The following is a 25,317-nucleotide window of genomic DNA, read 5'->3' on the forward strand; positions in this document are numbered from 1 at the left end:
AAAAGTTTATCCATAAAAAGAAAAGAGAACGACATATTTGGAAAATTTTATGAGTGAAAAGTTCCATGTCAAGAATAAATATACATAGTATTTAATTACGATTTATTCTCAAGTAAAAAGAGTTTAAACCCTTGTCTAGTATATAAATTAAAGGTTATATTGATTGTCTATGCTAGTAATTGTAATTTCACAATTAAAATTTACAACCCAATAATTAATTTTTGTTGCTGACTTTTTCATAAAACCTATATATTCTGTGGATTAGCTGAACAGTATTACGATTCTCTTTACACTCAAGTTGTTAAATAACGGAATAAATTATCCCATTGATTCACTACTTTAGCAGGACTGTATCTAAGAACATTTTTCCTCGCAAGTTTTCCCATATCAGATCTTTTGTTAGAATCTTTTATTAACAATTTGATACGATCAGCAAACAGATCAATATCCCCATTTGAAACGAGAAAACCATCGACTCCATCTAGTATAATATCAGAGGGGCCATACGGACAATCAAATGAGATACATGGTACTCCATAGCTCATTGCTTCTATTAGAACCATACCAAAACCTTCGAAGCGTGAAGTCATTAAATAAATAGAGGCACATTTATATTTATCTCCAATGTCCTTCACTGGAGGATAAAAATTTACTGATGGACCTATATTAAAATCTTTCACCAATTCCTCCAAGCCCGAATTAGGATCTAATACTCCATAAATATCAAGCTTCCAATCTGGATAGTCTTGATGAACTTTTCTCCAAATTTCTAGTAATCGATCATAGCCTTTTTGATACGATTGTTTTCCCACCACAAGAATATTTTTACTATTAAGTTCTGAAAATTCCGAATCATAAAATGGTAAGGGATTGGGTATAACCATTAAATTATTTAGATTCCACTCCTTTAAATTTCCTTTAGTTAAAACAATAAATTTATGAAATTTAGATCCTCCATAATTCATTAATAGGGCTTTAATTCGTAGCCACAACTTATCATGTACTGAAATCTTATCACTTCTGAATTCGATTTGTCGAGAAACATGACGTTCAAATATAACAGGTATCTTTTTTCCAAAAATAACGGGAAACAACATTCCTTTTAAACCGTCATCACACACAGATATTACATCAGGCTGAATCTTATTAATAATTCTTTTGATACCTTTTATATAATCAAATATGTATAAGAAAGAATTGTTTTGTCTGACACTGATATCATGATAATTAAGAGACTCACTAAAGTTATAAAAAAGAGATTTATCTCGCTGATTTAGCGTTATAATATGAATTTCATAGCCTAAAATATCAGCTAAATAATTTGCTTTAACAGAAAGAACACGTTCTAAACCACCCGAACCATAAATTTGATTTGTTATATATAATAATCTCATTTTGAAATTTCTCTTTTGGTTAAAACACTATTCAAATATTTTTTTGATTTCTGAACTAAATTATCAATTTGAATATTTACTTGAGAATAGTTAATTGCTTGTAATGGTTGATAAGTTGTTATTAGTCGTTCTTGAATATTTAAATTCTTTAAAAGGTCAATCATTCTAGCATTGATTCCTTCCGAGCGTTCTACGACAACAAATTCTTTTTCAAAAATCAAGGCAAACGCTGTTCCATGAAAAGAATTGGAAACAACATATTTGGAATATTTTATTAATGAAAGAAAAGTTTCTGGTCCTGAATAAGAGAACTTCTTATCGATATATGAACTTGTACAATTAATTGAAAAAATTTTCAATTTATGTTCTTTGGCAATTTTCAAACAAATCTTTTTTATTTGCTCACTGCCTTCAAAATCATAAACAAACAAGTATTCATCGTTATAATATTCTGTAGCCAAAGCATTCCAGTAGGTCTTATCGAGAAGAAAAACGGGATCTAGAACTTGTTTTGCATTATTGATTCCAATTTGTTTAAGAATTTCGAGACCACTTGATTCCCGTACGGAAACGTAGTTTAAAAACGATACCCTTTCTTTTACCATATTATGGTATTCTTTATCTAATGTTGACCCAGCAAAACTAGCTGCATAAGAAGCTCTTACCTTTTCTTTAGGTACAAAATCAAGATAAAAAGCAGGATCTCTACCATTTGGAAATAAACAATTCCATATTTGATCACTACCTGCAATAAACACATCTCCCTCAGGACAATTAGCTTTTAACTCCTCATTAGATTTATATCTATGAGTTGAAATCTTTAAATATTTCTTTGCAAATACATCAAAAGAACGCTTCCTTTTTAAAGAGATAAGTCGATTGGGTAATTTTAGTAATACATATATAATTCTAAGTATTATATATTTATAATAAAAAGGATTCCCCACTAACCATAAATCATAGTGTTTACTTAAATAAGGAGGCTTATAATCGATGATTTCCACATCATGACCTAAACTCTCCAAATATGTTTGTAAAGCATAAGTTTGCAAACTTGCTCCATGATTATACACTTCGTGACAGGTAATTGTCTTTATTTTCATTTCCTTTAGTGAAAAATTTTAATTACGTTTTTTATTATAATCAATATACTCAACAAGGCAACCCTTCATTGATTTTAAAAAGCTGTCATACCAATCTGAATCAAATTCATAATATTTATCCCGTTGAATCATATGTGTTATCTTCACTCTTCCAAAAGTTGTTAGAGGAAATGGCAACGACATTTCTTTCTATAATATGATATTCTTTTGTTAATTTAGGTCTTAATATATCTTTATCTCTATGAGCAATTATTAAAAATAAATACTTAACAAATAGGAATAAATCGTATATCTTATTTAAAATATCCAAATTGAATTTGGGAAAAAAAAACATAAAAGTTAGCTGTTATTCTTTCAATCATATTGTTATTTTTTAAGTATCGAATTAAAAAACGACTCCCATTTAGGAACAATATTTTTATATGTGAATAATTTACTCTTTTCAACAGCCGCAGCACCCATTTTACGTCTTAAATCTATATTTTCTATAAGCTGCTCCAACTTAATTATAAATTCATTTTTATCATTTTCTGCTATCAAAAAACCATTCAATCCATCTTCTATAATGTCAGAAGGTCCTGTGGGACAATCATAAGAAATACAAGGCAAACCAAATGACTGTGCCTCAAGCAATACCATAGGCAATCCTTCTGCAGACGATGTGAACATAAATATAGACGAGGAAAGATAATTATCAGGCATTTTATCAGAACTACCATGTAATATAACTTGTCCATTCAAATCCAAATTATCAACCAATTGAGTATAATAACTACGCCTAGCTCCATCGCCAAATAAATGTAAAATCCATTCAGGATGTTTCTTAGCAATATCTTTCCAAATAATTATTTGTTTTTTGAAACCTTTACGCTCATCTGACATACTCCCAACACTTATAACACTTTTAGCTTTTAAGTCAGAAACTCTATTTTCTCCTTCAAACTCAACAATATTGGGAATAACGACAGTATTCGTTTTATAATTTCCTTCTTGTTGATCTTTATTGGTAAGTAAGATTAAATAATCATATTTATTAAATTGACGAAACAATAGAAAATATAAAAATCGATAATGTAAACTTGCTATTAATGGTTTAATAATTTTACTATTGTTTTTTACTGCTCCTTTTGCAAAATGGAATTCACGAACCTTAGGTACAGATTTACATATATATGGCAAAATAAAATCATCAAAACCTCTCTCACATACAATTATTACGTCAGGATTTATTTTGTTTATTCTAGCTTTATACACCTTTCTAAGTTTCCTAATAATTACAAAAAAAGAGATACCTTTTATAACTAATTTAGGAGCGTATTGACTTGTAGCCATATCATGAAACTTGATATTTTTAGAAAATTCATAACAAAACGGAAGTCCTTTCTGATCACTAATAAAAATATGAATTTCATAACCCAATTTATCAGCAAAGTAATTTGCCTTATTAGCTAAGACTCTTTCTGTACCACCTTTTTTTGCTAACGAACCAATACAGTATACAATTTTCATGTTATCAATTTTATAATTAAACTTAATAAAAACTCACCTTAAATACTTTGAAGTAAATTCTTCTGCACTTAACTCAAAATCCTGTATTCTATCTTTTATATCATCCAATCTCCAGTTCCACCATTTAATCGTGTTAAGCCTTTCAATTATAGAATCGCTATATTTAAAACGTATAATTTTTGCAGGAACACCTGCTACAATTGCATAATGAGGTATATCTTTTGTTACTACAGAATTAGCTGCTATTACAACTCCATTACCAACTATAACACCTGGCATTACATATGCTCCCATTCCAATCCAAACATCATTCCCAATAATAATACCTTGTTTTTGAATATGTTTATCTTTAAAATCATCACACGTCATTCTTGTATTCATATTTAATATTTCATTATTATCAAATAGATTATTAAATATTGGGAAAGATGTAATTGAAGACGAATTATGAAATGCTTCATCAACTATAAAATTAACGCCATTAGCAATACTGCAAAATTTACCTATTATAACTTTTGCTTTTGTCCATCGCCATATCTTTGCTCCATTTTCATATGTATGTTCACCAATTTCAGTATATGGATCACTTGATAAATATACAGTATCATTATTACGAAGAACATTTTCATAACTAAACCCTAGAAAACGCCAAAATAGTTTTCTGATTTTAAATACAATAGATCTCATATAGACGTTTACATAGTTGATTTCATTGTGATTAAAATCACCCTTTAGAAGAAAAAAAGAATGATAATGCAGGTTTGAATATTTGAGAAAACAAATCTTTTTCAGATTGAATCATTCCAATTTTATACATGAAAACTGCATATATTACAGTATATATAGCGGCAACAAAAACAAATGATAACCACGTAGTTATATCCATTATACTGAGGAAGTATGCAGGTACAAGTATTAAACATAGTGCCATAATTATTTTATGACTCAATTGTTTATAGAATCTATAAATATTTAATCCAATAACCCGGTGGTAATATACATTCATGATCAATTGAAAAGTGAAAAGCGAAAATGAAATACCTAAAATCATTCCTGTAGCACCATAAACTTTAACCAAAGCGATGCCTATAGCAGTCCCAATTACAATCATAGATAAATTAATATAGGCTTTAAAAGCGAGCTTATTCTTGGCTTCCAAAATAGAGCTACCAAAACCTTGAATTAAAGGTAAAGTCATCGCACACATAATGCAAAGAGCTATTTGCCAAGATTCAAGATATTCTGGTCCTACCCAAAGTAGAATAAACTGCCTCCCAAATAAAATGAAAGCAATTAAAATATATAACAGAATAATAAATGATATTCTTCCAATACGAATCATCATATCGGTAAGTGTCTCTCCAGTATTATCACTTACAACCATTTGCGTCGCTCTTGGTAAAAATACACCTGATATTGCACCTGAAAATGCTCCGTAATAAGTTCCTAACATGACTCCTATTGCATAAATTGCGACAAGAGTCGTATCAGTAATTATACCTAAAACTACCTGACCAACTCTCCATTGAAATTGCTGAACAATAGCAAAAACAAAAATAAAACTAGAGTATCCTAACATCTCTTTCAATAAAAAACTATCAAATCGATGTAGTTTTATGCGAACCTTCAGTTTTCCAAATACAATCGTAGCATTAACACCTATTATTAGAATATTCATTACTGTATCAAGAATAACAATTGAAATCGCTTTTCCTCCAAAGAATAAAATAGCTACAAGGACTCCACTCCGAAGTAAATAACGAAATATATTGACAGTACGAGGCAATATGAATTCTTCATATCCTGTACAGATACCTCTTAATGATCCTCCAGGTAGAGTAATTGCTAGATTAAAAATTAGAATTATGAACATTACTTTTGCCTTTTGAATTTCATCAAAAGTTAAAGATGATCCAAAAATCTCATCAATATTTAAGTAACATACAAATCCAATTATTATAACTAAAACAGAAATACAAGCATAAGTAACCATACTTAAAGCAAGAAAGTTTTCTTCCCCTTTTCTATCACCTTCAGCTCGATATTTTGCGACAAAACGAACAATTGTATTATTTAAGCCCAAATCTAATACTGACATATAACCAACAAATGCACCAATCAAAATATATAAACCATATTCAGCAGTTCCTAACATCTTTAATATATAAGGTGTTAGAAACAATCCAATAATATTGGTCAAAAATATAGTTATATAAGAAAGAGCGGCCCCTCCTTTAAGCTGATTTATTGCCATAGTCTTAAACTCTTATATAATAAAAAAAACATTGAAATCTCTTTCTTTACTATTCAACATATTCATTTGATCTATTGGTGACAAAATATTAGTTTTTAAAATTAGAATATTAGATTACTTATCTTCCTCTTTTCTGTAATCGGGCTCATATATAAACCATTATAATAGTTTATATATATTAAGAGTCTTCTTATTCATTTCATGAATTTATTTTTGTTTCAATTCTTCTAATATATTTTTAATATGAGAGCTTTTTAACAAACCTCCATATGCGATATCACTCGCTGGTAAATCGGGCTGCCAATTAGCTTCAACTATTATAGGGCCATTAGGTGTAATCGCAACATCCCAACCTATAAATCGATCTGGAATAACCTTAACGCCCTTAAGAACTTCGTCACAAGCTTCTTTAAAATAAGGCACTTTAAACCCTTCAAATTTAAAATGGCTATCTGGATGTTCATAAACTACTTTTCCGCCATTATTAAGATCATTGTACCCCTCTTTTTTTAATGTGCCATTATTCATATTTACTCCAACAAAAAAACCACCTGAAGTAACATTATCAACAACGGAATTACCAACTCCAAATCTCATAAACGCACAAATAATTTTAGGTTGATTTTCAGAAGTAATCAAAGATATTATTCTTAATGTGCTTACTGATTTATCGTGAATCTTATTAATTTCGCTATGCTGTTTTATGATTTCAGTATGCACATAATACCCACTTATAATCGCGTCAAATATATCATCTAATTCTTTTTTTAAACAGGCTCTGTTTATTTTAAAACAGCCCTTACCTCCATATTCCGATGGTGGTCTAAAAAAAAGACCATCTAGCTTATCTTCCGTAAAAACATGTTCAAAAAAGCTAAGCAGTTCACTTTTGTTAAAAATTTGTGTGGTTGTATTGTTGTGATAGAAGATATTCCCCAAATTATAACTGATTAACTTTGGTATGTTAAGAGAAGATTTTTCACATAACAGCGCAAAAAATAATTTATTTTCTAATAAAGACCGGTAAGCAGGATTATGCAATATAAAACTACTCCCAATAACATTAACTTCTCCAGTGCTTAAGTAATCCAAATAATTTTCAACCTCTTTTCTAAAAAAATATTTAAAATAATAGAATGGAATTTCTCTTTTTATAAAGAACAGTACAAATACCTCTTTAATTATTTTTAAAAAACTCTTTTTATTTGAGTCTTTAATAAAAACCATAATTTGTCCTATATTCTCAAAATGACGCATCCTCTTTATTGTTTAATGATCATGAAATCTAACATGTTGCTTTCTTTTCTTATTGCTAATCACAAATATTTTTCAAGCTCTTTTCTGATTCCTCTTTTAAGTGCTTTTTCAATAAGAAATATCCCCCAATCATGATTTCCTTCAATAAAATCAACTCCATCGGCTGTGATTGCCAAATCCCAACCAATGGTTCTTACCTGTGGAAAAACTTTAGCAGCTTTTTTCACAGTATTAATAAGAAGTTCCCAATGTGGAAGAGAATAAGCATCTAAAACAACCTGTGTAATAGGATGTTTAAAAAAAGTTGAAGGTTCAGATTGAGCCAACTTAAATCCCTCCCCAGTAAGACATCCTGTATTAATATCAATATTTACTGCTATTCCACCTGCTGACAGATTATCAACATCATTTTCCACTCCTAATCTCAGTACTGCTCCAATAATATTTACATTATTATTTTTATCAATTACAGTAACGATTCGTACAGTATTTAAACAACTCGGATTTAGTCTATTTATTTGTTCATGCTGAACAACAAACTCTTCCAGAATATCATGTTTTTTTATACTTATAAAAGCATCTTTTAATTCTTTATTATTAAAATATATAACACCCTTATCTTTATGAATATCTATTTTTTTAATTCCCAAACCACCAAGACCATTGGCTTTTTTAAGCATCAGAGAATTTCCCTCTATATTATCAATCCATTCTCTTAATTCCTCAAGTGTGATATTCTTAAGGTTCAAGAATTTGTGACACATGTATGACTTAAAATATTTATTAAAGAGTCTCTTATCCGAAAAATATTTTATGAAAGCCTTATTATTTAGTCTTTTTTGAAAATTATACGTAAAAAGCGAATTTGCATGTTCATTAGGATCAAACTCCTTATCCCCATATGCATCAGTATAAAAATAATATAAAGGATGCATACTGTACTTTAATGCGTATATATAAGCCATAAAAAGAAAATAGCCTGACGATCGCTTATATTTTTGCTTATAAAAACGACTATACGAAATAAGTTTGTTTCGATGCTTTACATATGTTAAAACCACAAAAATGAAATAGAGTAACTTTTCCATAAAATGCATTTCTAACTAATTATCTATTAAGCTTTATAAATCTATCAACTAATTATTCTTTCTTATAAGAGAAGACTCTTTTATATGTCACATTTTATGACTCATCATAAATATGCCTCAAGCTCTTTTCGTATACCTCTTTTAAATGCTTTTTCCATAATAAGCTTGTTCCAATCATGATTTCCTTCAATTAAGGTAGGCTCATTGGCTGTGATTGCCACGTCCCATCCAATAGTTCTAGCTTGTGGAAAAATACTAGAAGCTTTTTTCACAGTACTTATAAGAAGATCCCAATGTGGAAGAGAATAACCATCCAAAACAACTTGTGTAGTAGGATGTTTAGTGAAAAACTCCGGTTCAGATGGAGCCAACTTAAATCCGTCTCCACTAAGACAGCCAGTATCTACATCAATATTTACAGCAATTCCTCCAGAATGGAAATTGTCTTTATCATTATTTACACCTAATCTTAAAACTGCTCCTAGAATATTTACCTTATTATATTTGTCAATTATAGTAACAACTCTTATCGTATTTAAACAACTAGGATTTAGTCTATTAAATTTTTCATGCTGAACAACAAACTCTTCCAAAAGATCATATTTTTTCAAACTATGAAAAGCATCTTTCAGTTCTTTGCCATTTACATATATAAGACCTTTCTCTCTTTTAATATCTAATTTTCTGACTCCAAAGCCTCCAACACTATTGGCTTTTTTAATCATCAAATGCTCTCCCTTTATATTTTCAATCCATTCTTCTAATTCCTTAAGCGTAATATTTTTAAGATTAAGGTTTTGGTGTCCCATATATGCCTTAAAATATTTATTAAAGAGTCTCTTATCAGAAAAATATTTTACAAAGGCCCTATTATTAAGCTTTTTATGAAATTTGTACATAAAAAACGTGTTGGCATGTTCGCGGGGATCAAATTCCTTATTTCCATAAACATCAGCATAAAAATAATCTAAAGGATGCATACCGAACTTTAGATAATGCAACCAAGCCATATAAAAGAAATAGTATACTGATCGCTTATATTTTTGTTTATAAAAACGACTATAAGAAATAAGTTTCTTCCAATGTTTTAGGGACGATAAAACCACATAAATAAAAAAACGAATCTTCTCCATAAATATATTTTTATTTAATAAGCTGATGATCGTTATAAATATGAAATAGAATTGAACTTAAAAATATTATAACATTGTGCTGATAGAATAAGTTTCAAGCTCAAATTCTACACATCCATTTACAAGACATATTTATAAGAAATATCATTCTCCAATTGTTTCAAATAGTCACCATACACATTATTTCCGTAGTGTTGAATCGCTTCATCTAGTTTAGTTACACTAATCCAATGTTTTTTAAAAGCAATTTCTTCTAAACAGGCTACTTTTAATCCTTGTCGTTTTTCTATAGTTTGAATAAAACTACCTGCCTCCATAAGCGATTCATGCGTTCCTGTATCTAACCAGGCAAATCCCCTTCCCATTTTTTGTAATATCAATCTTTTCTCATCAAGGTAAAGTTGATTTAAACTTGTAATTTCCAATTCACCACGTACAGAAGATGTTATATTTCCAACTTTTTGAACAGCATCGTTCGGATAAAAATAAAGTCCAACAACAGCATATTTAGATTTAGGATTTTGAGGCTTTTCTTCAATACTTATAACGTCTCCTTCCTGATTAAACTGAGCCACACCGTAACGCTCAGGATCATTTACGTAATAACCAAAAATACAAGCTTTTCTATTTTCTGTAACTTCAAAAACGGCATTTTTTAACAAAGGAATCAATCCTGTTCCATAAAAAACATTATCGCCCAAAACCAAACAGACATCATCACGTCCAACAAAAATTTTACCCAAAATAAGGGCATGAGCAATTCCTTCTGGTTTTAACTGCACAATGTAAGACAGCTTTATACCCCATTGTGAGCCGTCTCCTAAAAGTCTAATAAACGCTTGTTGATCTTCAGGTGTTGTTATTATTAAAATTTCACGAATATCAGCTAACATTAATACAGATAAAGGATAATAAATCATCGGTTTATCATAAATAGGAAGCAATTGTTTTGAAACTCCCTGCGTAATAGGATGTAAGCGAGAGCCTACTCCACCTGCTAGTATAATTCCTTTCATGCTGATTTATATATTAATAAACGATAAATTCCTTACAACTAGATACTAGATTAAATTCTCCCAAAACCATTCAACAACTACTTTCAGTCTATCCTCACCAAAACATTGAGTTTTTTGCAAAAGAAGCTTGGATTTCTCACTTAAACCTAAAAAATGAGGCATATAGATGAATTTATCAGAACTAAACAAAAACATCAGCGATCGACAACAAAAAAGAATTGCTGTATTTCCATTGAGCAATAAAAACTCACACCGCTATAAATTTAGTTATGTTCCTCACTAAATTCTCCATACTCATCACCATAGCCTTGTCCGTAGGTGTATCCATAACCATATTTTTGAGATTTAATACCATTCATAACAAGACCCATATTTTTAATATTAGCCTCTCTCAACATTTTCAAATTTTCCTCTAAGAATTGTTTATGCGTAAATTGGTGTCTTACCACAAAAATATTTGTATTGGCATATGGAGTTAACAATAAAGCATCCGTAACAATACCTACCGGACTGGTATCTATAACAATACAATCGTATCGCTTTTGTAATTCCATAAATAGGGTCTGAGTTTCTTTAGAATCTACTAATTCAGCAGGATTAGGAGGAATAGGTCCCGATACAATACAATCTAAATTTTTATATTTTGTAGAATTAATCACCTCATCAAGCGTATTATTACCTATTAAATAGCTCGTTATGCCTTTTTCTTCGGATAAACCGATATACTGTCCTAATTTTGGTTTTCTAAGATCAAAACCTAGAACGATAGTTTTACGACCAGCTAGGGCAAATATTCCAGCCATATTAACTGCACAAAAAGTTTTCCCTTCTCCTCCAGTTGAAGAAGTTACAAGAATGACTTGTTTATCACTACCATTTTTAAAGTAATCTAAACGTGTTCTAAGTGATCTAAAAGCCTCAGTAATTGGAGCCCTCGGGTATTTTTGTGTCAAAACATCTCCTTCTTTTTTACTTAAAGCAATATTTCCAACTATTGGAATAGAAGTAATCTCCTCTAAATCTTCTTTAGATTGTACTTTATTATTAAAAAACTCTTTCAGAAAAAGGAATAATGCAGGTAGAATTAAACCTAGCAACATAGCCATTTGAAATATCTGATTTGTTTTAGGTGCAATTATATCTTCAAAATAGGCTTGTTCTATAATTTCATTGTCAGGAAGATTAGATGCTTTCTGAATTTGAGCTTCAACCCGTTTCTCCAATAACATGGTGTAAAGGTTATTATTCAAATCGAAATTCCTTTTTATATTCATAAACTGCTGTTCCTTACCAGGAAGCAAATTCTGTTGTCTCGAGATCTGAATTTTCTGATTTGATAAAACAGTTTGTTGATGAATAATATATTCTTGTTGTGAATTTATGTTTTCGTATAGGTTTGCTAAAATAGTAGCCTCTTCCCTTTCCAGTTTCTCTAAAATAGGATTATTCAATTTTTCTTTTCCTTTGTATTGAAAAAGAGCCGATCGAACTTTAGCTAACTGTGTAATATATTCATTTAAAACACTATATTCCAAACCGACTGAGGCAGGAGAAATCAAATTATTATAATCTTCTCTTTTATTTAAATAGCCTTTTAAACGGTCAAAAAATGAAGCCTGCATCTGAAGTTTTAAAGCTTGTGCATCTATTTCTTGCAATCGGGTATAACCAGCCTCGACCTGTACTGTAGGCATAACCACTTTATTCGACGTTCTAAACCGTTGTAGTTTTGCTCCCATACGTCCTAAAGTATCTCCTAAACCATAAAGTTGTTGATCAATAAAAGAGATAGTATTATTGGCAATCAAATTTTTCTGATCCAAGCCATTTTGAATCCACACCTCCATCAATTTATCTAAAAAGGCTTTCGACTTTTCAAAACAAGTTCCGGTGGTAGACATTGTTGCGATGGAAGCGCCTTTAGCGGCATAAGAAACTTTAATGTCTTTAAAATCCTTAACCATCCTCTTATTATTGCGAATAATAAAGAAGAAATCATTTTCATATAATAATTCTTCGAAATCTGGATTTATACTTTCGATTGTAAAACCAAAATTCTGACCAACTATAACCTTACCCAATTCAATCTTTTCATCCAAATTAATACTAGGTATCAAATCAACATCTTCATTTTTAGCGAAATTATGTGCTATAAGCTCCTCACCTTCGGCTATTAATCTCAGTTCTCCAAGTTCATTTCTTCTAATATGGAATTCAACATCTACAAGCTGAGCTTGAGTCGGGTCCAAAATGACCTTAAAGGGATTATTCAAATATAATTCTTGAGCACCATTTTGACTATGAGGAAATAAAAATGAGTTTATCGATTTTAAAATATTATGAGTATTATATCCTTTGATATCTTCCCTCATAAAATAACTCACATTAAAATCAAGTTGATCTAAAGTTTGTAATATTTGAGATTCTGTTTTTAACAAAACAACTTGATTCTCGAAATTTTGCATATCGGGAGTAGAGAATCCACCCATCATAGACATTTCGTCAGGTAATTGACCTGCAGATTCACTTTTTATTAACACTGTAGAATTAACTCGATAAACAGGTGTTGTGTTTATATTAATAAAAAATGCAACTACTAGTCCAATTAAAACGCAAATCACAAACCAATGCCACTTTCTCAAAAAAAGGTAAATCCATTTCTTAATATTTGGCTTTTCACGCTTAGACGTGTTCTCATGGTTAAATACATCACTGTTCATTGAATTATTTTGATTATTTGAGTGATACATGACTTAGTGTATTTGATGAGATAAAATAGTGAGACTATTAAAATCTATTATTTAATAGAATCAGCCAATAAGAAGAAAGTTATTAAGCTAGTAATTAAGCTTAATGAGAATGTTTCTCCGAAACCAAACATCTTAGCTTTTATAGGTTCTACATAGATAAGATCGTTAGGTTGGATATAATAATTTTTGCTATCAACAAGATTTACATCTGTTAAATCAATATTTATGGTCTTAGTCCCATCAGTAGATGGACGAACAATTCTCACTTTCTTTCTTTTCCCATATATAGTCAAATCCCCTGCTAAAGAAATCGCTTCAAATATCGTTAGTTGATCCCTACTCATGTTATATTGCCCAGGATCGTTCACTTCACCTAAAATTGTAAACTGAGTGTTAGTCAACTGAACCTGAAGCGTAAACGTATCGATATGCTTTTTCAAGATAGCTTGCATTTTTGATTTAACTTCTTTTATAGTTAAATCAATAACATTGACCTGACCAACATATGGGAAATCAATCTCTCCTTCATCACTTACTTGGTAACTCTGGAACTTAACACTACCCTCTTGCCCCATATTTGTTGTAGCCTGTGCACCTCCTAAATTATATAGACTAGCCACTGCTTCATCTGGAGTAAGAACTCGAATATAAATATAATCTCTAGGTTGAATTGTATAAGCTTCAGTTACCTCAACAGCCTTTGTATAAAGATTTATATAATTTTTCTTTCCACTCACATCTCTCATATAAATGGTCTTTTTCTGAGGGATACAGGAAACAATAAAAAATAAGAGTAGCAGTAATAATAGTTTATGGGATTTCATGATTTATCGTATAAGTTTAACCATTAAATTAATTCTTTATTTTCATACCTTTTAAACTGAAATTTAAATTCTTTTTAACACGTCTAGGCTTGAATATTTTATTTGGCAAAATTCAAGTAGTTAAGCCTAGGAACTCATATGCAAGATAATATGCTATTGAAAAACACACTGCTCAAAAACCTTAACGTATTGTAGCTTTTTGTTACCAAAATTAAAAAGCAGACCTAATGGTGGATCAACATCTGTTAAGCTATTCTTAAATACATTTTCTTGATCTTCCGACAAGAATAAATGCGTATTTAACTCAACGAGTATTTTATCAAAACACACAAACGACTCGCTCTTCTCTTGAGTATTGGAGTCTAATTTTTTATTTCTTGAATAAGGAATATTCCTCAACTCCAACTCAAGTTCTAGAACTTCTTTGTAAACATCCTCTTGGCAACCTTGTCCAAGTTGTTTATAAATATAATTTCCAACTTCTATGAGTTTATCAACTTCTGCTTGATATATATTATTTTCCATGGCAGGTATCAGTTTTAGAATTAATATTATTTACTTTCTAAGACTTCACTATTGTTATTTCTAGTTTTACGTGCAATCTATCCACTCATTATTTGAAGCTAATTGTAATTGAGGATTCCAAAAGAAACAGAATAAATAAACAAATGTATTCTCCCTTAAATCTAGCGTATATGCTTCGTGCTTTCTAAGTGCATCGCAAGGGAATTCTTTTACTTTTAAATCCAAGTTCATCCCAAATAATTTGAACTGATTTTCTTCACTTGTTTTTTTATCTCTAGAATTATTATTCCATTTAAATCGAATAATATTATCACCAGCCTTCTCTACTCTTAAACCATTAACCTCACCTAAATCTCCTGTAGTTAGTTTTAATCTTGTGATATCTGGGAAACCATTAGAATTAAAAGCATGCGTATTAAGTTTACAAAATAAGTTTTGACCACTCATTGCGTTGCGTCTTCCTTCTGGATTCCAATAGGGTCTGATTAATTCATCTAGATTCCGACTTACAAATTGACTAGCAGATTTAAATTTACTCCTTTGTATAACTTGCCCTGGAGTTCGAGGGTTTTTAACCTTAATTGGCTTGCTCCTGATATAAGATTTACCGTAACGATGTGAAATAATCACAGGTCCGACTAATCCGCTTATTAATTTATCTTTAATACTTGCCATGGTTATTGATATGTATATATACAGAAGAGGAAGTCTAATCTATATTTCTGTAATATTGCAAATTCTAAAAGAGCATACAGTATAATTATTCAGGTAAGAATAATTATCTTCACGGGCTTTATAAACGAAACAAATCGCTTTCTACAATGGATAATAGTCATACAATAGACCATCAATAGGAAAGAATAGCCTTAGGGAGTACAATAAGCCCCTATCTAGACTATAACATAAACGGCTATATCCAAGCTTGTTCCAAAGAGCATCCAGTCTTGATCCAGCTTTGTTTGAAAGACAAAACAAAAAAATAAATTAATCTAAAGCATAATTTATCTCTACAGGTATTTTCAATCTTTTCACTTCGTCCATCGAGATATCAGCATGAACACAGCAGCCTAGACTTAAGAAACGAAGAACAATTCTATGTTGTCCTCTCAATTCAAGAAGTTCCCCACGAACGCCTTTTAATGGACCAATAGTTACTTCAAGATGATCTCCTTTTTTCAAAGTATTTTGGGTAAGCTCAACATGACGATTCGTATCTTCTAGAAGCAACTTTAATGATTCAATCTGAGAATCTGGAATTGAAACCGCACGATTTTCAAAACAAACGTAGCGAACAGCCCAACAAGATTTAATAGCATCATAATATTCACTATTACTAACCTTAACGAACACGTAGGATGTAAACAAAGGTGTTTCTACCCATTTTTTTCGATCACTCCAAACTCGGAGTTCCTTTTTCAATGGCAAATAAGCTTCAATACCTTTTTCTTCAAGCTCTCTATACAACTTCTTCTCCGACCGAGATCGTGTATATAAAGCATACCATTTGTATGTTCTTTTTAGTATTTCCAATGGTTTTTTTTTAGTGTGAAAATGATCAAATAAACTAAGTAGAATCAACGATTTACACAATAACTTAGCAAAGCTCCGCTCATTCGGCCCCAATTCATATTTTAGAATTGCACCTACTATTATGAACATTTTCAGTTAGTACTTATTAAAAACTGAAGAGTCGTTAAGTAAAACTATTATACTTTTAAATAAATTTCAATACCCTAAAAAAATGTTTAGGCCAAAATTTCCCTAGAAATACTATTTTATAAAGTCCTATTATTCACGTTTCTTTTAAAACTTAAGATCCTTAATAGTTCCTTATTTTGGAGTGAGAGAGTTTAGGGTCGTATAGTAATTACTCAAGTCTATATTTGATATATCCTTTTTCTACTATCACATATTCAATTACAATAGTTTCGATTCATCAAAATTATGAACTTTTATTTAGATATGAAGAATATATCTTTAATCCATTTGATGAATGCAACATCAATATAGACAAACTGTCAAAATACAATGATCTAATAGATAAATATATTGTTAACACATACTAATCTAAATTATTAAATATTACAATATAAATAGACAAATCCCAAGTAATAAAAACACATATATATTGATAAATTAAATACATAAAAAACCTATTATCCATACTCTCACAAACCTCCCAAAACTCCTATTTACAAATACATACAAAACATCAACAATTAAACAAAACATTCAAAAAATGAAAAATAAACGACACTCCATATCAATAGGCTTTTTGATAATTAAACCTGAATAAGTTATCTTTTTTAAGTAATATAGTGTACTTGTTAATTTATTCTTATTTGACCATAATTTCCGTCAAATAGAGATTATTATACCACTCAAAAGTGTAGATGAAAAATTTAATTAAATATTTCTATTGTACATTATTTAAGAGAGGTATCAGAGGACTAATCGAAATAAACAAGACTAAAAAAAGCCCTATATAGATTCTATTGATTAAAAGGAGAAACACATTTATTCCCTTCAATCATATAGTCAACTTTCTTTCTCTGATCTTGTAAAAATTTCATGATATATTAGGGCAAATCGAACTCTTATAATTTTCCTTTCAATCAACAATAATGAAGGACAAAACCTTAAAAGACATCTTTCCAATATTCATTAGCATTCCTTCTATATTTTAATCTGTATGTCTTGATTAATATAGTTGATTCTAAATTTTATTCTTCTGAAAGAATAAGATGTACAAAATCAAATCGGGAATATCGCTTATTTTAGTGCAAATTCAGATTGAATCTGTCTTATTATTTGTGGAGATCCCAATATGGGAACTAGGAACAATCAAGTTTGTAACTAATTTTTATTGAAGGCAAACAAAAATTCTCAAGATCAAGAATGATATTTTTTACATTCAATAAAACTTCTTAAAAATACATATTCAACTTATTAAGAAAATGCTTTTTCGATTTATCTTTCATTTAGCAATATTGTTTCTAACATCAAAATCACTTGAATTACAGAATTAATTTTGAAAATGAATTTGTCTCACATACTTATGAGCTTGAAAAAAAATAGAATAAGTTCCATTATAAATAATATTATACTTACAAGTAAATAGTCGAACTGATACTATCAGATGTAAGGTTGATGTTCTATAATTGTAACAAATCAAACTTAAAGACACATTTTATTCTTAAAGGAAGAAAACCCAAAGCAATATTAAAACCCGAAACTTACAAGCACTGCAGAAAAAAATAAAGCAATCGCAAACAACAACACCAACAACAACCTTCATGCCTGAAAAGCATGAGTGGTGCAAGGCACCATTGGCCAATTTTTCTGTTTCCACAACAAAAAAAAGCATCAAGGTTTACAAACCTTGATGCTTTTTTCTTAAGATTCAACAAATTCTTATTCAACAACAATTCCGTTTGAGTTAGAAACACTCACTTTTCCACCTGATAATTCATTTCCTGATACGCTTACGGTATTACTTAACTGACCAACCTCAAGATTAACATTTATAAAAGCAATTGACTGATAAGAAACGTCAATATCATTGTTTTTAATTTCAACATTATTTACGCTAGCTACATGAACAAAAATACCATAACAGTTAGCTTTTCTACTTGTAATTGTATTATTATAAATCTCAGCATCAGTCATGTCCTTAATACTTATACCTGTAGAACAATCACTAATTATATTATCAAATACCTTAACACCTTTGTTATAAACAATAATTCCTTGTCTTGATGAAGAAACAATATTACCAGAGATTTCGTTACCATATGTAGTAAGTGATTCCTTAGCAACTCCTCCCGAAATAGCAGCTGATAAATCTTTTCCAGTAACCGTGTTATTTCTAATCTTAACTCCATTGGCTAAAGAAAATCCTAAATTCTTTTCAACTGTATTATTTTCTATAATAATATCCTGTCCAATAGCTACTAGAAAAGAACTAACCACACTACCTTTTGAAATATTATTTCTAATTGTAATGTCTTTTGCGACTTGATAAAGAACTAAATCACCGCTAGAATTTCTTTGTCTATATGCTTCAATATCAATTGCACATTTAGGAGCTGTTCCTTTTGAATATTGCGTATCAACTCCCGCATTTAAAAATAAATTATTTTCCACCAACATATTATATCCATCTGTAATAGACAAGTTATTACGTCTGTTACTATCAAAAGTACAACCTGTAATTGTAATATTATTAGATGGTTTGTAATCATTATTATAAGTAAATCCAATACTTTGAATAAATATTCCATCACCTGTTGCATCAGATAGCTTCACATTTTCTACCTTAATATTTATTCCTGTAACAATATCTATTAAATATCCCCATTCATGAGTATACTGAATACTTCCATCTGGATTTACTACTGGCGAATAATCATGATTATCACGATCACCATATAAATTTCCACCATTGATTGTCACATTCGAAACATCTCTTAAGCCAAAAAGTGAATATGCTTTGTATTTATTTCCTTGTACACGTAGGTGAGTTTTCTCAGACATTTGAATCGTTATATCACTTGGAATTGAAATTGCAGCATCTTTCGAAGGGATAAAATTCTTATCCATACTAACTAAGAAATAAGCATCAATTTCATCAATTTCAAAAATGGCTGCTTCATACATTTTAGCCTCAGCTATTGCATTTTCAAGTACTTGCTTATTAACCAGAGCAGTAGCATCATTAATTTCACCTTCAGTAATATTCCAATTCTCCGTAATAAACTTGTAGGTGTTTTCTTGCAATGTTGGCTTGCCTTCAATTTTCAAATCCTTATTGAATAACTCACTAGCTATTTCACCTTGTGTAAAAACAAGAGTTCCATGTATTAATTTCCCTTGATTGTAATTAATGACTACACCAGCAGGAATAGCAATAGATTCTCCTCCAAGATCGTGAGTATAAGTAATATTCAAAGTGTCGCCTGCTTGTAATGTTGAAAAGTCATAATCGCTCGGAGTATTCTTGTCATCCGACTCGGCAGTTGGTATAACTTCCTCTTCAGGTGTTATAATTTCCTCATCAATACTAATGAGCTCATCACAAGAAGTGAATAAAAGAGCTGAAATAAAATAAAGACAAATTAGATTTTTCATGATAATATTAATAAAATTTAAACAATAAACTCAAGACTGTTATTCAGTCTATTATTGCAAAGCGAAATCATCATAAAAATTAATGTCATAATCTCCAAATCTGGATAAATAATCACTTTTTTATCCAATCAAAAACGTTATTTAAAGCAACACAAATATCCAACTTCACAAACGTTTCTCTTCTTCCTTCAAAAAAACTTAACCTAATTTACTTCGTAAATTATATTGTTAACATGTGTAAAAAACAATACTTATTCCTGAAAACTATTCAAACACTATGAATAACTACTTTACTTACACTAAACACAAATAAATACTGACTAACTTAAATTAAGGCTTATTAAAGTTTTTAATTAATCGACATTAATTCTTATTTTGATACGCAATAACAATTATCGTCTATTTCAATTTTTGTTCCAGTTTATGCCAATATTAATGAAGCACAAACACAATAACACAACTATCTAACATACAGACAACTTAATAATTAATTTATTTTTATCATCTAAATTCACTCTTCTAACAAAAATTCATTTTGGGGAATTAAGTCTCAAAATTTGGGGAAATAATCTACACATTAAATACAAGTATCCTTAGATCAATTCTAGATAACAATCTAATAATCAAACATAAAAACAAATGCCCCTTTGGAAATAATTCCAAAGGGGCATTAAAAATAGTCGTCTATATAAATGACATGAAAGATATCTTATCTAGAGTAAATTCTTATCTGTAATATAAATTTTAGATATTAAAGATTTACAAATTTTGATTATTAGATATAACTAGAATCAATCAATTTTTGCTTTCTTAAACTGAGTATACTTTTCTTTTTCAACTTAGGATTCATCTCTTTTATTTTAGATAAATCAATAACAGATTTGTTACTAACATCTAATTCAGCCTTGATAGAAATTGATTCCTTTTCTTTAGATTCTATTGAATCATTATCAAACATTAATAATTCTGTATCTGTTTTCTTACCACGCTCATCAAGTAATTCATAAACAGAATTCTTAGAAATAAATTCTGGTACGAGATCCTTCATTCTAGCTACAAGCTTATCATTATCTTCTATATTCAGATAATCCAAAATTTGTGATATAGCAGTGTTTACATCTTCATAATCATGATGACGAACTTGACCAATCATTATTTTTTTATTGTGTGTTGGCAAGGTGTCTTCACTCCTAGCTAATAATTCTTCATACAGCTTCTCTCCAGGTCTTAATCCAGTAAAAGTTATATTAATATCAACATTTAGCTTTAAACCAGCCAATTGAACCATTTTCTTAGCTAAGTCGAGAATCTTGATAGGTTTTCCCATATCAAAAACAAATATTTCTCCCCCCTGTCCCATACAGCCAGCTTCCAAAACTAATTGACAAGCTTCCGGAATAGTCATAAAATATCGGGTAATATCAGGGTGTGTAACCTTAACTGGGCCACCTTGTTCAATTTGCTTTTTGAACAAAGGAACTACCGAGCCATTGGACCCTAGAACATTTCCAAATCGAGTTGTTATAAATGCCGTATTTATATTTCCTCGTTGGGATAATGCCTGAATATAAATTTCACACATACGCTTCGAAGCTCCCATAACATTTGTAGGATTCACTGCCTTATCAGTTGAGATCATGACAAATTTTTCGATATTAAACTCAACTGATAAATCAGCCAAATTTCGTGTCCCTCTTACGTTTACATTTATTGCTTCGTACGGGTTACCCTCCATTAATGGAACATGTTTATATGCTGCAGCATTAAATACAATTTGAGGCTTATATTGTTCGAATACTTTTCGCATTCTATCTTGGTTAGAAATATCTCCAACTATCGATTCGAATGATGCCTTATCATACTTCGAAACTATTTCTTGCTGCAAATCGTACAAAGCAGATTCTGCCTGATCTAAAAGAATTAATTTTCCAATTGGAAATCTCAATAATTGACGTACAATTTCAGAGCCTATTGATCCTGCAGCTCCAGAAACCAAAATTGTTTTTCCAACTAAACTTTGACTAATTATTTCTAGATTCAATTTAATTTCATCTCGTCCTAGGAGGTCCTCAATTTTCACATCTCTTACACTTTTAGTAGGCATCTTACCATCTATCCAATCATCAAAATCTGGAAGAACTTTTACTTCCCAATTATTTTCTAAACAGATCTCTGTGATCTCACTAATCTTTTCTTTACGCATCTTGGAGATAGCGAGGACGACCATAGTAACACCTTTTTTCATTCCCGACGACATCGCTTTCGGGAATCCACTTACTTGAATATCTCTTAAATGTGTTGACCATTTATTCTTATCATCATCAACAAAACCAACTACTTCATAATTCTCTTTTCGCTCCTTATTCAATATCTCTAAAGCTAAAAGACCTAAATCGCCTGCTCCATATATTAGCGTTTTCTTAGTTCTCTCAAATCTAGATAGATAAGCATATAATTCCCTTACCAGCATTCGAAAACCTGTCAAGAAAAATAAAGTAAATACAAATTGGAGTACCAAAACTAAATAAGGTATATGTATAACTCCAAGATTAAAACTTTGATTTAATAAATCTAATGCGAATAGGATTACAACTGAACTAAAGTTGGTGTAAATTAAACGTATCAACTCCCTTAATTCTGTATGACGAATAACGCCTTTATACGAATTAAAAAACAAGAATGACATAGCATATACACCAACGCTTATTCCTCCAGTTATTAAAAAATCTAGTAGGCTAATTGTAGGTATCTTGAAGTTCAAACGAACAACATAGGCAACAACAAATGCTAAGGATGCTAATAACCAATCTATTGAAAAAATCCACCAAGGGGATAAAACACGCCTATTGAATAGGTTAAATAATTTCTTTTTCATAACGGAGAGCTTATATAGGTCGAAAAATTGCTGTAGTAATTAAAAAATAGGTTGTTGAAATCAAATAACGAATATTGAGATATTCATTAGAATAAGGTAATATATTATACGCTACTTAGAGTCTGAATAATATCATTTAGAACTTTAATATCTGTTTCAAAGTTGTTTTTATGCGTTGCATATCATTTTCGGACATATTACTTCCAGATGGAAAACATAAGCCCTTTTCAAATAGCATTTTTGAAACGCCAGTACTATAAAAAGGATATTTTGAGAATATGGGTTGTAAATGCATCGGTTTCCATAAAGGTCGAGATTCGATATTCTCTTTCTCTAAGGCCAATATAATATCGCTATTAGTAACACCTCCAGTTTCTTTTGGATTTACAATAATTGAAGTCAACCAATAATTAGAATAATAATTCTTTGTAGGCTCATTGTGAAAGGTAATCCCTTCCTGTTCAGATAGCAAAGCCTTATACCAAGTATTTACTTTTCTTCTCTGTTCAACTCTTTCATCTATAACTTCCATTTGTCCTCGTCCAATTCCTGCTACAATATTGCTCATGCGGTAATTATAACCTATTTCACTATGTTGATAATGTGGTGCATCATCTCGAGATTGTGATGCTAAAAAACGAGATCTTTCTATTAGAGTTTCATCATCAGAAATTAAGGCTCCTCCTCCTGAGGTTGTTATTATCTTATTCCCATTAAAAGATAAAACACCTAATTTTCCCCATGTTCCCATTTTTTTATCGTTAAGCTTAGAACCGAGAGCTTCGGCAGCATCTTCCACAATAGGAATAGAATAGAAGTCAGCAATTTTTTTTATCTCATTCATTTTAGCAGGCATTCCATATAAATGAACAGGAATAATAGCTTTGGGTTTTTTACCCTTTGAAATTCTATCATCTATTGCACGCCTAAGTGCTAATGGACTCATATTCCAAGTATCTTCTTCTGAATCGATCAAAATAGGTGTTGCTCCCAAATAGAGTATTGGGTTTACCGTTGCCGAAAAAGTAAAGCTTTGAGCAATCACCTCATCCCCAGCCTTAACACCTAATAAAATTAAGGCTAAATGAATTGAGGCAGTACCTGCAATTAACGCAGATGCTTGATTGAGATCTAGATATTTTGCTATTGATTTTTCAAATTCGCTTACATTTTTACCAAGGGGTGCAACCCAATTTGTATCGTACGCCTCTTGCACATAGGTCATCTCATTACCTCCCATATGAGGGGGAGAAAGCCATATCTTATCTTGCATATTCAACAATTTTTAAAGTGATTGATAAGGTCTCACAACTAAAACAACATAAAACCTGTGTTTTATAGAGACATCCAGTTTATTTAACTATTCATTCTATATAAAGGGAAAAAATCAGAATCTCGATCCAAAACATCAGAATTCTCTAGTAATTCATTCTCCTTAAACTCAACCAACTGATTATACAACTCGGCATTATAAATCTTTTTACCCACATAGAAAGGAATAATACCTTCTGGAGCAAAAGATTTTTTATAAGAAAATAAACTATCTAACATCTTATATCCCCCTCCAATAACGTAATCTGTTTTATGCTCATCTACGCCCCAATTGATAATGTTGTATTTAACAAAATCGTTAGGTCTATATTGAAAAGCATCCCGATCTGTCCCCGATAAGAATGAATAAATTTTTGTATCTGATATTAGAACCAAATCGGCTGAGATTACTTCCCCATTTTTTTCTGCAAAGAAATACACAAAATTTCCTTTAAGTTTTTCATGGATTCGTAAAAAGAATTCTCGATTAAAATAATAAGTTGCTTGAGCTAACCTTCGATCCATTGTTCCATAATAAACCTTAAGGAAATCGTCAATTCTATCTCCATTAAAGTCTAATTTTAGACTGATATTATTAGAGGTCGCTTTTCTAACATTATTTCTAACTTTTGCCTTAAATTCTTTCCAAAGAAGCTCTTTCCCTTTTGTTAAATCACAAACAATATTATCATTGTTATGAATAATATCACCATTATACTTATCACGACTTTCATTAAATAAATCGAAACGAATAAATTCACTAATGATATTTTTCGATACTGCCCACTCACTAAATTTAAGATAGAACGCTTCAATAATAGCATTGAAATCGCCATCACCAATTAAATAAAGACCACCATAACCATATGGAGAAATAATATCGTTGCTTTGCTGAGCTAATGAAAAATCGGTAGATAAATCTCTCAAGCAAAATGGATAAAGTACTATTTTGTCATCGTGTTTAAAAACTGCACACATGGCATCTGAATAATCATCATATAGGTTAAGATAATCGGGATGTGCAAATATTTCTTTTCCATTCCACTCTCTCCAAATATTCAACCATGTAAGATATTCACTCTCTATCTTAGTAGATAGTATTTTCATAGTAATTGATTTTATGAAAAATTATATTTCTTATTATAACA

Annotated in this window: 18 protein-coding genes; all 18 read right to left on the bottom strand. The window is 30.4% G+C overall.

Annotated features, from left to right (window positions below; all coding sequences use genetic code 11):
* Positions 1–293 precede the first annotated feature (293 nt).
* Positions 294–1,394, bottom strand: a complete 1,101-nt coding sequence (locus EMN46_RS10885) for a glycosyltransferase family 4 protein (protein WP_154200835.1) — start codon at positions 1,392–1,394, stop codon at positions 294–296.
* Positions 1,391–2,497, bottom strand: coding sequence for a polysaccharide pyruvyl transferase family protein (locus EMN46_RS10890; RefSeq protein WP_154200836.1), 1,107 nt, complete (start codon positions 2,495–2,497; stop codon positions 1,391–1,393). The genes EMN46_RS10885 and EMN46_RS10890 overlap by 4 nt, the downstream gene beginning before the upstream one ends.
* A gap of 366 nt (positions 2,498–2,863) precedes the next feature.
* Positions 2,864–4,006, bottom strand: coding sequence for a glycosyltransferase family 4 protein (locus EMN46_RS10895; protein WP_154200837.1), 1,143 nt, complete (start codon positions 4,004–4,006; stop codon positions 2,864–2,866).
* 33 nt (positions 4,007–4,039) lie between these two features.
* Positions 4,040–4,693: a CatB-related O-acetyltransferase gene (locus tag EMN46_RS10900; protein WP_154200838.1), complete on the bottom strand. Its 654-nt coding sequence runs from the start codon at positions 4,691–4,693 to the stop codon at positions 4,040–4,042.
* Positions 4,694–4,730: 37 nt separating this feature from the next.
* Entirely contained in the window at positions 4,731–6,260 is a 1,530-nt protein-coding gene (locus EMN46_RS10905; protein WP_154200839.1) for an oligosaccharide flippase family protein, read from the bottom strand.
* A 207-nt stretch (positions 6,261–6,467) separates the two neighbouring features.
* Complete coding sequence (locus EMN46_RS10910; protein WP_154200840.1) at positions 6,468–7,517, bottom strand: sugar-transfer associated ATP-grasp domain-containing protein; 1,050 nt, start codon at positions 7,515–7,517, stop codon at positions 6,468–6,470.
* A 59-nt stretch (positions 7,518–7,576) separates the two neighbouring features.
* Positions 7,577–8,605 (bottom strand): sugar-transfer associated ATP-grasp domain-containing protein, encoded by a 1,029-nt coding sequence (locus EMN46_RS10915; protein ID WP_195715245.1) that lies wholly within the window; start codon positions 8,603–8,605, stop codon positions 7,577–7,579.
* A 104-nt stretch (positions 8,606–8,709) separates the two neighbouring features.
* Entirely contained in the window at positions 8,710–9,738 is a 1,029-nt protein-coding gene (locus EMN46_RS10920; protein ID WP_154200842.1) for a sugar-transfer associated ATP-grasp domain-containing protein, read from the bottom strand.
* Positions 9,739–9,857: 119 nt separating this feature from the next.
* Entirely contained in the window at positions 9,858–10,754 is an 897-nt protein-coding gene (rfbA, locus tag EMN46_RS10925) for a glucose-1-phosphate thymidylyltransferase RfbA (protein WP_154200843.1), read from the bottom strand.
* 263 nt (positions 10,755–11,017) lie between these two features.
* A complete protein-coding gene (locus EMN46_RS10930; protein WP_195715246.1) occupies positions 11,018–13,474 on the bottom strand; it encodes an exopolysaccharide transport family protein in 2,457 nt (818 codons plus the stop codon).
* Positions 13,475–13,551: 77 nt separating this feature from the next.
* Positions 13,552–14,250 carry a polysaccharide biosynthesis/export family protein gene (locus tag EMN46_RS10935; protein ID WP_195715247.1) on the bottom strand — a complete coding sequence of 233 codons (699 nt, stop codon included), beginning with the start codon at positions 14,248–14,250 and terminating at the stop codon, positions 13,552–13,554.
* A 231-nt stretch (positions 14,251–14,481) separates the two neighbouring features.
* Entirely contained in the window at positions 14,482–14,853 is a 372-nt protein-coding gene (locus EMN46_RS10940) for a GxxExxY protein (RefSeq protein WP_154200846.1), read from the bottom strand.
* A 66-nt stretch (positions 14,854–14,919) separates the two neighbouring features.
* Positions 14,920–15,528 (bottom strand): DUF6266 family protein, encoded by a 609-nt coding sequence (locus EMN46_RS10945; RefSeq protein ID WP_154200847.1) that lies wholly within the window; start codon positions 15,526–15,528, stop codon positions 14,920–14,922.
* A 309-nt stretch (positions 15,529–15,837) separates the two neighbouring features.
* On the bottom strand, positions 15,838–16,383 hold the full coding sequence (locus tag EMN46_RS10950; RefSeq protein WP_229130338.1) for a UpxY family transcription antiterminator: 546 nt from the start codon (positions 16,381–16,383) through the stop codon (positions 15,838–15,840).
* 1,884 nt (positions 16,384–18,267) lie between these two features.
* Positions 18,268–19,983 (bottom strand): right-handed parallel beta-helix repeat-containing protein, encoded by a 1,716-nt coding sequence (locus EMN46_RS10955; RefSeq protein WP_154200849.1) that lies wholly within the window; start codon positions 19,981–19,983, stop codon positions 18,268–18,270.
* Positions 19,984–20,758: 775 nt separating this feature from the next.
* Entirely contained in the window at positions 20,759–22,858 is a 2,100-nt protein-coding gene (locus EMN46_RS10960) for a nucleoside-diphosphate sugar epimerase/dehydratase (RefSeq protein ID WP_154200850.1), read from the bottom strand.
* A gap of 136 nt (positions 22,859–22,994) precedes the next feature.
* Complete coding sequence (locus EMN46_RS10965; RefSeq protein WP_154200851.1) at positions 22,995–24,131, bottom strand: DegT/DnrJ/EryC1/StrS family aminotransferase; 1,137 nt, start codon at positions 24,129–24,131, stop codon at positions 22,995–22,997.
* A gap of 83 nt (positions 24,132–24,214) precedes the next feature.
* Positions 24,215–25,276: a GNAT family N-acetyltransferase gene (locus EMN46_RS10970; protein ID WP_154200852.1), complete on the bottom strand. Its 1,062-nt coding sequence runs from the start codon at positions 25,274–25,276 to the stop codon at positions 24,215–24,217.
* Between the last annotated feature and the right edge of the window lie 41 nt (positions 25,277–25,317).

This window comes from Ancylomarina sp. 16SWW S1-10-2 (genome assembly GCF_009669305.1).
GTDB lineage: Bacteria > Bacteroidota > Bacteroidia > Bacteroidales > Marinifilaceae > Ancylomarina.